Below are 9,942 nucleotides of genomic sequence, written 5' to 3'. Positions count from 1 at the left end.
CCACGCCCACATGGTCGAGACCAGCGGTGAATCCCATCGCCTGGCCGAAGCACTCGCCGGAAAGGGTGTCGTCCCTCTCACCTGACCGTCCACCTAGACTTTACGTGTCCGTCTACCTGGAGATTTCATGGCCGCCAGCCTGGATCAGGCTGGCCGCCCACCTGGAGAAATTCCTGACCGTCCACACCCGGGCTCACCCATTGTCGACGCTGATGTCCCGTGAGAACATCCAGCGATGCGTGTGAATCTGTGGTATCGCAATTTATCCCGCATCCTCCTGGCCCTGGTCGCAGCTGCCTTCTCCATCGCATCCCTGGGCCTGGCCACCCCGGCATCCGCCGCCGTTCCCGACGGCCACAACTGCTGGTACGTCTCGCCGGGCAGCCCACCGAGCAAGACCGACAACTACAGCGCGACGGTCCAGTGCGACGGTCCAGCGCGCCGCATCGACGCCACCCCGGCATCCGCCGACCTTCCCGACGGCCACGTCTGCTGGTGGGTCTCGCCGGGCAGCCCACCGAGCAAGACCGACAACAAGACCGTCAACTACAGCGCGACGGTCCAGTGCGACGGTCCAGTGCGCCGCATCGACCTCACCGTGGAGTTGCTCTACCACGGACTGGTCGCCGGCCCCGGCGTAACCGTGAGCGGCCGCACCGATGTTTGGCAGTACACCACCCTGGTCCCCCTGTTCGGCCTCGGCGCCCCCACCCCGGGCGAGTTGTGCGAGTCCGGCTATTACTCGGGCCGGGCGACCGCCACGGTCCAATACCTGTCGGGGTCTCCGGAGTTCATCACCGGATCGACGGGGTCTGATCCGGTATGGCTCGACTGCCCGCCGCCGGATATGCCCACGCCCCCGCCGGCGATGACGGTCGTCAACCCGGGCACCCAGAGCACGCGCCTCCCGGCGGACAGCGTGATGCTGCAGATGCAGGCCACCGGCGGGAGCGGGTCCTACACCTGGTCGGCGACCGATCTGCCGCCCGGGCTGACCATCGACACGACGACCGGCTTGATCACCGGCACGCCCTCGATAGGAATCTACAACGTCACGGTCACGGCCGTCGGCGGCGGCCAGGCAAGCACCACCTTCACCTGGCGCGTCCGGCGCGAGGCCATCTGCCCCAGATGCTGATCTTCCGCCCCCAACGGAAACTCTGTCGGAAAGGCGACGGCGCGTATTGTCTGCGGTCCCGGGTCGGTCCTCCTCCCCGATCCCGCTCGGTGCGGGTAGGAGAGGAGCAACCCGTGACACACGCTGTGAACACATCTGCCGTCCCGAGCGGCGCCCTCGCCGCGGGTCTGGCGCGGCTCGGGCAGGACGACGGCCGGGCGGTCAACCTGGTGCACGGGGTAGCACGACGATGTGCCGTTGATGGAGCGGCTGGACTCGTCCGGGTCCCATCCGGTCACCGTACTGCCGGTCAGCTCCTCGACGACGACGACGACGGCGGCCGCGGCGGCCTGGGCGCCGCGCACGCTCCGCGCGGCGATCGTGCCGAAGAAGCCGAACCCCAACTCGGCGAGCAGGGTCAGCGCGGCCAGGGCCTCATCGCCGGACGGCCGGGGACTGTCGTGGAAGCGGTACGGGTTGGTGAGCTGGTGGACGTTGGTGACCTTCCCGGCGTCGCGCGCGGCGTTCCCGGACGGCACGAAGCGCGTGTTCGGGCTCTCCTCGCTGAGGAAGGCACCGGCGTCTTAAGGACGGGTCAGGTCGTAGACAGGCCGCACGGTCACGTCCCCCTCGGTCGCGCCCCGACGTCCTCGTGGCGATGGCAGATCTGTCATCGCCACGAGGACAGGCGCTGCGGCGGCGTGTGTTTGTTCCCGATGAAGTCTTCAGAGCGGCTGTGCCGCGAACTGCGCGGATAGCCCAACGTAGGTCCGAACGCCCAGCACGTCGGATGCAGAGTTACTCCGGACGTCGCAAGATCGATCGCAAGGTAAGCCGGACGTCGCAGGGCTCCCCCGGACAGGACAAAAGGCGGCATCCGATCTTGGTCGGAGGTCGTATCCGGCGGGGAGATACCTTGGTCCATTTCCGCTCTTGCCTGCTACATCCGGGACGAAAGCGTAAGGGGGTTTCAGCGCCGCGCCGCCAGCTCGTCCAGTCCGCCCGGATGCGCCTCTCCCAGTGCCACGAGAGCTTCCATCAAGGCGTGGCACAGCTTGCGGTGATCCCAGTGCCGGGCGGCCAGCTCCCCGCTGGCGCGCAGCTGCCCGGAGCACAGCCAGGTGCTCGACCCAGTCGCGGGCGGTGCTCGGCGGCTGCCGCTCCAGCCGGGTCTCCACGCGCGTGGGGGTGCGGACGGTGGTCTCGGTGTGCACCTCGCGCACCAGCTCGGCGTGCACGGGCCGGAGATGGTACGGGTGGCCGGATCGCGGTGGAGCGTGGAGGAGTGTTTCCAGGCCACCAAGAAACGAGGTCGGACTGGACCACTATCAGGTCCGCAAGCACCTGGTCTGGTATCGGCACGTCACGTTGGCCGTGGTCGCCCACGCTCACCTGGCCTTCCTCGCCGCTGGCCCGCCCGGCGCAACAGGCCATCAGCACAGGGAGAGACTTTTTCGGGCCTGGCCACATAGGGGCCCTGCCGACCGGGACGATCACGACCTGACAGTACGAACGGTGACGATTCCGGCGAGCTGATCCCGCTCACCGTCAACGAGATCCGGCGTCTGCACGCCCACCTCGCCCAGCCCCGGCACCCCGCCAGCCACCGGATCCGCTGCTCACGGTGGCGACGTCGGCATCAGACCCGCGCCCGCCGCTGCCATTACCAACGGCAGCGACGACTCATCGATCACTAAATGCGGCTGGAGTACTAGGAGGTGACGGGGCATGACGAGCATCCGAACGAAAAGTCCCGTTAGCGGGTGGCTACAGCTAACTATTTGATCCTCCGCTCGTCCTGCTTGCCAGGACCGCCCAACCTTCGGCGTCTATGCCGGTTGAGTTCTTGAGTGATGGTGAGGCGGCCGCGTACGGCCGTTTCTCGGTGCTCCGTCGCAGGCGGAGTTGGAGCGGTTCTTCTACCTGGACGACGCGGATCGGGCGCTGATCGCCGAGCGGCATGGGACACACGCCCGCCTCGGCTTCGCCCTCCAGCTGACGACAGCCCGCTACGTCGGGCGTTTCTGACCGACCCGCTGGATGTGCCCGATGAGGTGCTGGTGTACCTCGGCGAGCAACTCGGGATCGAGGATGTCTCGCAGATCAGCCAGTACACCGAGCGGCGCACAGGCGCCATCGGCGTAGGAGCCGGCCCTGTCTCGGCAGATCACCTGCACCCCGGGATGGTCCTTCAGCCACGTGGCCAGGTCATCGGCGGTCCGGCCGTCCAGCAGATCGATAGGACGGTGGGTGTCCATGTCCACCAGGGCGGTGCCGTAGGAGTGTCCGCGCTTCTTCGCGAAGTCGTCGACGCCCAGCACTGTGACCTTCCCTATCTCGGGATCGGGCAACGCCCGCAGTGTCCGTAGCAGCGTGGATGGGCTGGCCGGCACGCCGACCAGGTAGGCCATGCGGGCACCGGCTCGCCCGGCAAGTGCTATCGCGATCGAGGTGAGAAGAGTGCGTAGGGCGGTGCTGCGACGGGCATGCCGCTGGGTCAGCCCGCCGACCTGCTCGGCGAAGATCTCTCGGTCGCAAGAGGGTTCGCCGCAGAAGAAGCGGCGCACCTCCAGCTCGACCTTGACCGGCCGCCCGCCCGTCGCCAGATCCCATAACAGTCCGGCGATACCGGCTGTGCACCCGGGCCGAGGGCAGCCCACACTTCGGGCATGGGGCTTCACTCGCCACGGTGCGCGCCGCGATCAGCATGGTGTCACCGAGGTCCTCAACATTGAGGACATCCATCTCCCGCAGCGCGGGGCAGAGCAAACGAAGGCAGCAGGCGTTCTCACCTGCCGAAGCATGCAACACAATGATCCCCACGGCCGCTCGTATGGTGATCAGGTTCTCGACAAACCAGATCGTTGACGAGCGGCCATCTCCGTGTGGGGTCCGTTACAAGATCGCGATAACGAGAAACAGCACCGGGATCCTCTCGCCGAGCTCACCCTGAGTAGCTGATCATCGTGAGTGAGCCAGAGCCAGTTGATGTCAGTGGCGGTGACGCGAACTCGCGACCTCAATGTGGGAGCCCGGCTTTCCCGGGGCTGTGCCCCGGGGCCTTGCCGGCCGGAGCGGCGATCGGGCAGGATCGCCGCCCCGATATCGCCGGCAGTTCAGAGGATCCTGATCCCCTGGATGCGGACCCCACCGGGATGGTTCGGCCAGGTGAACACGGTCCACTTCGGGATCGGCTGAGCCGGCTGCCACCTCCCGTCCCCGTACCACTGGACGCGGTTGTTACCGGTCGAGATCCGGGTGACCCACCAGATGTTCAGGGCGTACATGTCCTCTCCGGCGTTGGCGTAACAGTAGTCGACTGACGAGCTGCTGGTTGCGTGGATTGTGGCGCGCACGAGGTCGGTCCGGTCGCCGCACGGGACCTCATCGATCGCGTACGCCGCCGTCGGGAGGACGACGGCAAGTGAGGCCGTCATCGCGACGGACGCCAGAGTGGCCAGGGCCGCGCGCTTGGCGATGCGTTTCATGGACTTCTCCTTTGCAGGTGAGATTCATGCGGTGGAAATGGAGCCGGACTATCCGCAGACTTGACCAGGAGATCTCTGGCCACCTGCCGGGGTGGCTGTCTCGCTTCCGATACGAACACCACGGCTCACGACCGGCTGCGATGCCACAGGGTGTCAGATCTGCCTCAGACGGGCTGGCCGACCGGCCGGATGGTCAGGGTGTTGAGGTCGACGTCGGCCGGCTGGCCGAGGGCGAAGCAGATGGCCTTGACGATGGGCTCGGGGGACAGGGCGAAGGGCGGGACTCCGCCTTGCCAGAAGGCGGTGTCGGTCACGCCGGGGTTGACGAGCGTGACGCCGACGCCGCGGCTGGTGGCGTACATCCGCAGGTTCTCGGCCATGCCGGTGACGGCCCATTTGGTGGCGGAGTAGAGGTTGGCGGGGCTGTTCTTCAGGCCGGCGACGCTGCCGATGAGCACCAGCCGCCCGCCCGTGGTCTCGAGGTGAGGCAGGGCGGCGTTGGCCAGCAGGGCGGGGCCGAGGACGTTGGTGAGGACCATGGGCGCCCACGGTTCCGGGTCGCCGTCGGCGACGGTGCGTGGGTGGTCGGCGGGGATGAAGCCGAAGTTGGCCACCGCGGGTGCAGGGCGCCGAAGTGTGCCACGGTGCGGCTCACGGCGGCTTGGGTGGCCGGCCAGTCGGCGGCGGCGGCGATGATGCCGAGCAGCCGGTCGGGGTGGCCGGTCTCGTCGAGGAAGGACTTGAGTTTGGTCTCGTCGCGGCCGGTGACGGCCACGCGGTGGCCGCGGTCGAGGAGCAATCGTGCGGTGTGGGCGCCGATGCCGCTGGTCGCGCCGTGATCAGTACGGTCTCGCCGGTCATGGTCATACTCCCGGGTGCTGGAGGTCCTGGTGGTGCATCACAGGAGGGCGTCGACGGCGATGGGCGGCCCGATCACCACTACAAAAGCTGGTCGGACAGGGTCCATCTCCGTGTCGCAGGTCGCGTTCGATTCGCTGATCCCAGGAAACCCGCCTGGCCGGGCGCGAGACAGAGCGCATTTATAGGGGGGATAAGCTCAACCCCCTTACCGTCGGCGCCTGCGCGAACCCTCCGGTTACCGTGGGAGCATGGACGACCGGCCCGACAACCGCGACCAGATCCGGGATTTCCTCGCCATCCGGCGCGCGAAGCTCACTCCGGAGCAGGTCGGGCTGCCCACCGGCGGTCGGCGCCGAGTCCCCGGGCTGCGCCGCGAGGAGGTCGCGCTGCTGGCCGGTGTGAGCACCGAATGGTACACCCGGCTGGAGAAGGGCCACATCAGCGGCGTATCGCAAGAGGTACTCGACGCGGTCGCCCAGGCCCTTCGCCTGGACCAGGACGAACGCACCTACTTGTTCGACCTGGCCCAGGCCGCCCGGCCCGCCCGCCGCGCACCTTCGCGCCGCAAGGACGTCCAGGTCCCGCCGCGCGTCCAGTGGCTGCTGGACTCCATGACGATGTCGGCGGCGTTCGTACGCAACGGCCGCCAGGACATCGTCGCCCACAATGCGCTGGCTCGGGCCCTGCTCGCGCCGGTCTTCGACAGCCCTGCCACCACCCGGCACGGCCGCGCCAACCTCGCCCGCTACATCTTCCTCGACCCGGGCTCCCAGCGGTTCTTCGCCGACTGGGACACGGCCACCGCCATCAGCGCCGCGCTGCTGCGCGCCGAGGCCGGACGCGAGCCCCACGACCGGGCGCTACGCGACCTCGTCGGCGAGCTGTCCACGCTCAGCACCGCGTTTCGCGGCCAGTGGGCCGCCCACGACGTGCGCATCCGCCACGCTGGCGGCAAGCGGCTGTGGCACCCGCAGGTCGGCGACCTGGAGCTGACCTACCAGTCCCTTGACCTGCCCATCTCCAGCCGGACAGTGTACGACCTCACCATCTACACCACGGAACCGGGCAGCACCTCCGAAGAGCGGCTCAAGCTCCTGACCAGCCTGGCAGCCACCCAGCCGGCACACCCCACCAGCCAGCCGCGTTGAAGCGCGCCGACTTGCTCACGGCCTGCAGCTCGGGCACCTATAGCTACGGCGAGCCGCTGCGCTGACCGGGCCCCGCGGACAGGCATCGAACTAACATCACCACGACCTGAACACGCGTTCACCCCAGCATGCCAGCATGCCAGCCAACGTGCCTTTACGTGCCTGGCAAGATCACATCTCCCGGCCCTGCGAAAAGATGCGAACAACCCCAGATAGCCACGGCGACGCCTGTCATCATCGAGGTCCAGGTGTGCTTCGAGAAACGATCTCCCAGGGGCGGCACGACGAGAGCGTGATCCCCGCCGTGCCAAGCCGATGGCGAGCGGGGGCGCAATCGACCGACTACGCCCCCTAGCTTGATCCAATCAGGACCCAGCGCCCCGACCTGCCGAAACCGGACGCCGATCCAATCAGATCCGATCCCCACTTCCGCCCCTCCTTTTCGCCCCCCAAAGTGGCATCAGAGCCCGCCGGACACCTCCCGGGCCACCCTGCGGGGAAGGAACCTGATCGGACATGGCCGACCGCGTCTACCTGCGACACTCCACCGACAAGCAGACCGACGCCCGCCGGCGGCACGCCCTGGCCGCGCTGATCGCCTCCGGCGCCCCCGTCTACGAGGACCCGGCCACCTCCAGCCGCCAGCTCTCCCTGGACCGGGCGGGGTTCACCAAGCTGCTGCACGAGGCCGCAGTCGGCGACACCATCCGCATCGCCGACGCCGCCCGCCTGTTTCGCTCGGTCGCCGACATCCTGGCCCTGCGGCCCGTCCTCCTCCGCCGCGGCCTGCACCTGCGGGTGGAGTCCGGGCTGCTGTCGGGGATCGATCTGGCCGCCGATGATCCCGGCACCAAGATGATGGTCAACGTGCTGGCCTCGGTGCTGGAGTTCCAGCGGGACATGATCAGCGAGAACACCCGCCAGGGCGTCGCCGCCGCCGAGGCCTCCGGCAAGACTTTCGGCCGCCCGACCGCGCTCCCTGCGGACAAGGCCGCCGAGGTCGTCACCGCCTACTCTCAAGGCGCCGCCGTCAAGGCCCTGGCCCGCGAGCATCACGTCGCGCCCAAGACCATCCGCCGCGGCCTGGACGCCGCTCACGCCCGCCGACTCCCCGACCAGTTCGACGCGCTGTCCGTTCCCGAGGAGCCGTCGGGCCCTGCCGCGGACACGCCCGTGACGCTCGACGTGCCTGGCCTGCTCGCCGACCCCTGCGGGCCGTCGGCGACGACACCATCCGCAAGATGCTCATCTGGGGGCGGATCATCCGCCGCGGCAAGGGCTACTCCATCCGCCTCATCGTGCCGCTCGAACTCCACCACGCCGCGCTGCAACAGAGCACAGCCTTCGCCGCCGAGGGCGCCGGGCCGGCCGAACGCAAGGCCTACCGGGTGTACGCCACTCGCATTTCCACCGCCCAGCAGCCACCACCGGGCCGCTGACCAGCACGCCCCGTATCAGCCCCGATCACCAGGAGGATGTGCCCGTGAGCACCGCAGGCAAGAGGTGCACCAACCTCGACAGCGACGAACTGGACGCGCTCATCGGCTCCCCCGCCCGGCGATACGACGAGATCATCGAGTTGTGGGACACCCTCCTGCTCAAGGAAGACGAACTGGCCAAGGCCAAGGTGGTCCTGAGCGCGATGAAGGCCTTGGTCATCTTCACCGTGCTCCCCGATTCAGCCGCGGCGGCCGCCGAGGCCACCCGGCAGCTGAACCGCCTGTTCGAGCACGAGGGTGATCTGGGATACCAGCGTCTCCGCCAGCACCAGCGCCAGAGCGGAATCGGTGCCTCCCTGGCGCACCTGTGGAACTCCCGCCTGGGCTCGACGGTGTGTGGCACCTTGAAACCGCAGGATGCTGGCTATACGAAGGGGTTCTCAATGCCATAGGTCTGCGTCGTCGGTTGTCACAGCTCAGCGTTTCCGCTGACATTCAGCCTGCGCGGCACATGAGTTCCGGGACATGAAGGGAGTCGTCTCGGATAGTTACTTGCGGGAATGTTGCCTTCTCGCAAGTAACCTGTGCTCGTCTCGTACGCAACAGAACTGATTTTCCGGATACTGTTTTCCAGAAAATCAATAATGCTAGGATCCTGGCGTGACGGAAACCGACATGGTGGTGACGCCGTGCAAGCACTGCGGTGCGCCGATCGAGCAGAGGCGAGGGAGAGGGAGGCCGAAGGAATACTGTCCCGACGGTGACTGCCAGGCCGCCGCGAAACGGGAGCGGGAGTTGCGGCGGGCCACGCCCGGGCTGGAAGGGGCGCTGGCCAGGGCCGAGCAGTTGTACGAGCGTATGGAGACCGGTCTGTCGGCGGCCATCGAGCCGCTGGCCAGGGCGCTGGCCGACGAGCTGAGCCCGGCGGGGGTCGAGGCGCGGATCAGTGCCGTTCAGGCCGAGGCGCACACCCGGGTGGCCATCGCGCGTACCGAGAGGGAGCAGGCGTTCGAGCAGGTGCGGCTGGCCCGTGAGGCGGCCGAGCACGCGCGGCGGCAGGCCCAGGAGATGCGGGCGCGCACGGAGGAAGCCGAGGCCGAGCGCGACACCGCGCTCGCCGACGCCGAGCGGGCGCGCGAGCAGGCGCTGGCCGCGTTGCGGGAAGCGGCGAGCACCGAACGCCAGGCGCTCCAGGCGGCCGAGGAGGCGGGCCGGCGCGCGGAGGCGGCCGATCAGCGGGCCGAGGAGGCGCTCCGCCGGGTCGAGATGACCGAGCGGGCCCGCGACCAGGCCGTTCAGGAGCTGGCCGAGCGGGTGGAGGCGGCCGAGGTCAGGGCTGAGGAGGCGCGGGCGCAGACCGTACGGGCCGGTCAGGATGTCGAGCGGGCGGTGGCGGAGCGTGATCGCGCCCGTGAGGAGACGGCGGCGGCCGTGCGCGCCCGTGAGCAGGCCGAACGGGACGTCGCGGGGGCGCTGGCCCGGGCGGAGGCGGCGGGGCAGGAGCGTGACCGGGCCGTCGCGCGTGCCGAGAGCGCCGAGCGCTCGGCGGCGGCGGCCGAGCGGGAGCGGGCCATCGCCCTGAACGAGGCCGCCGTGGCCAGGCAGGCGGCCGAACAGGCGCGCGCGACGGCGGACGTCGAGGTGGCGCGGGCGCGCAAGGCCGCGGAGACGGAGACGGCCAAGGTCGAGAAGAGTGTGCGGCGGGAGCGGGAGCGGGTCGAGAAGGAGGCCGCCGCCGCGGTGCGGCAGCGTGACCAGGCGCTGCTGGAGCTGCGGGTGGAGCGGTCGAGGCTGGAGGACTTGCGTGCCGAGCTGGAGGCGGCCCGCGCCGAGGCCGCGCAGCTGCGGGAACGGGCGGTCGCGGCGGAGCTGCGGCTCGGCTGAGGGTG

Annotated in this window: 10 protein-coding genes and 3 pseudogenes; 8 read left to right on the top strand and 5 right to left on the bottom strand. The window is 68.9% G+C overall.

Annotated elements, in window-relative coordinates; genetic code table 11:
* Positions 1 to 235 precede the first annotated feature (235 nt).
* Positions 236 to 1,138 carry an Ig domain-containing protein gene (locus AB0K05_RS39000; RefSeq protein WP_364236189.1) on the top strand — a complete coding sequence of 301 codons (903 nt, stop codon included), beginning with the start codon at positions 236 to 238 and terminating at the stop codon, positions 1,136 to 1,138.
* On the opposite strand, the gene AB0K05_RS38995 is transcribed toward AB0K05_RS39000, so the two are convergent.
* On the bottom strand, positions 1,045 to 1,656 hold the full coding sequence (locus tag AB0K05_RS38995; RefSeq protein ID WP_364236187.1) for a hypothetical protein: 612 nt from the start codon (positions 1,654 to 1,656) through the stop codon (positions 1,045 to 1,047). The two genes, AB0K05_RS39000 and AB0K05_RS38995, sit on opposite strands and share 94 nt — an antisense overlap.
* A 705-nt stretch (positions 1,657 to 2,361) precedes the next feature.
* On the opposite strand from AB0K05_RS38995, the pseudogene AB0K05_RS38990 reads away from it, so the two are divergent.
* Together AB0K05_RS38990 and AB0K05_RS38985 are read left to right on the top strand one after the other, a co-directional pair.
* Positions 2,362 to 2,653, top strand: a pseudogene (locus AB0K05_RS38990) (hypothetical protein); the annotation flags it as partial.
* A 369-nt stretch (positions 2,654 to 3,022) separates the two neighbouring features.
* Positions 3,023 to 3,145 carry a DUF4158 domain-containing protein gene (locus AB0K05_RS38985; protein ID WP_364236185.1) on the top strand — a complete coding sequence of 41 codons (123 nt, stop codon included), beginning with the start codon at positions 3,023 to 3,025 and terminating at the stop codon, positions 3,143 to 3,145.
* Here AB0K05_RS38985 and AB0K05_RS38980 read toward each other — a convergent pair.
* The 4 genes and pseudogenes from AB0K05_RS38980 to AB0K05_RS38965 all read right to left on the bottom strand — a co-directional run.
* Entirely contained in the window at positions 3,127 to 3,684 is a 558-nt protein-coding gene (locus tag AB0K05_RS38980) for a transposase (RefSeq protein WP_364236183.1), read from the bottom strand. The two genes, AB0K05_RS38985 and AB0K05_RS38980, sit on opposite strands and share 19 nt — an antisense overlap.
* A 549-nt stretch (positions 3,685 to 4,233) precedes the next feature.
* On the bottom strand, positions 4,234 to 4,605 hold the full coding sequence (locus AB0K05_RS38975) for a beta/gamma crystallin domain-containing protein (protein WP_271276495.1): 372 nt from the start codon (positions 4,603 to 4,605) through the stop codon (positions 4,234 to 4,236).
* Positions 4,606 to 4,769: 164 nt separating this feature from the next.
* The gene (locus tag AB0K05_RS38970) at positions 4,770 to 5,219 is read right to left on the bottom strand and encodes an SDR family NAD(P)-dependent oxidoreductase (protein ID WP_364236180.1); all 450 of its coding nucleotides are present in this window, start codon (positions 5,217 to 5,219) and stop codon (positions 4,770 to 4,772) included.
* 68 nt (positions 5,220 to 5,287) lie between these two features.
* Positions 5,288 to 5,380: pseudogene (locus AB0K05_RS38965) on the bottom strand (short-chain dehydrogenase); the annotation flags it as partial.
* A 334-nt stretch (positions 5,381 to 5,714) separates the two neighbouring features.
* Between AB0K05_RS38965 and AB0K05_RS38960 the strand changes: the two are divergent.
* The 5 genes and pseudogenes from AB0K05_RS38960 (at position 5,715) to AB0K05_RS38940 (ending at position 9,937) form a co-directional block, all read left to right on the top strand.
* A complete protein-coding gene (locus AB0K05_RS38960) occupies positions 5,715 to 6,614 on the top strand; it encodes a helix-turn-helix transcriptional regulator (RefSeq protein ID WP_271276497.1) in 900 nt (299 codons plus the stop codon).
* A gap of 516 nt (positions 6,615 to 7,130) precedes the next feature.
* Positions 7,131 to 7,508, top strand: a pseudogene (locus AB0K05_RS38955) (recombinase family protein); the annotation flags it as partial.
* A gap of 347 nt (positions 7,509 to 7,855) precedes the next feature.
* Positions 7,856 to 8,053 (top strand): hypothetical protein, encoded by a 198-nt coding sequence (locus AB0K05_RS38950; protein WP_364236204.1) that lies wholly within the window; start codon positions 7,856 to 7,858, stop codon positions 8,051 to 8,053.
* A gap of 44 nt (positions 8,054 to 8,097) precedes the next feature.
* The gene (locus AB0K05_RS38945; RefSeq protein ID WP_271276500.1) at positions 8,098 to 8,505 is read left to right on the top strand and encodes a hypothetical protein; all 408 of its coding nucleotides are present in this window, start codon (positions 8,098 to 8,100) and stop codon (positions 8,503 to 8,505) included.
* A gap of 208 nt (positions 8,506 to 8,713) precedes the next feature.
* Positions 8,714 to 9,937 (top strand): hypothetical protein, encoded by a 1,224-nt coding sequence (locus AB0K05_RS38940; RefSeq protein ID WP_271276501.1) that lies wholly within the window; start codon positions 8,714 to 8,716, stop codon positions 9,935 to 9,937.
* The last annotated feature ends 5 nt before the right edge of the window (positions 9,938 to 9,942 follow it).

This window comes from Nonomuraea sp. NPDC049486 (genome assembly GCF_040676925.1).
GTDB lineage: Bacteria > Actinomycetota > Actinomycetes > Streptosporangiales > Streptosporangiaceae > Nonomuraea > Nonomuraea ferruginea.
Note: the sequence above shows the minus strand (reverse complement) of the source record. Positions and strands in the feature narration are given on the sequence as shown.

Excerpts from the sequence above, each read along its gene's own strand:
- AB0K05_RS38960 (WP_271276497.1), top strand. The coding sequence starts at position 5,715 with ATGGACGACCGGCCCGACAACCGCGACCAGATCCGGGATTTCCTCGCC.
- AB0K05_RS38975 (WP_271276495.1), bottom strand. The coding sequence starts at position 4,605 with ATGAAACGCATCGCCAAGCGCGCGGCCCTGGCCACTCTGGCGTCCGTC.
- AB0K05_RS38950 (WP_364236204.1), top strand. The coding sequence starts at position 7,856 with ATGCTCATCTGGGGGCGGATCATCCGCCGCGGCAAGGGCTACTCCATC.
- AB0K05_RS39000 (WP_364236189.1), top strand. The coding sequence starts at position 236 with ATGCGTGTGAATCTGTGGTATCGCAATTTATCCCGCATCCTCCTGGCC.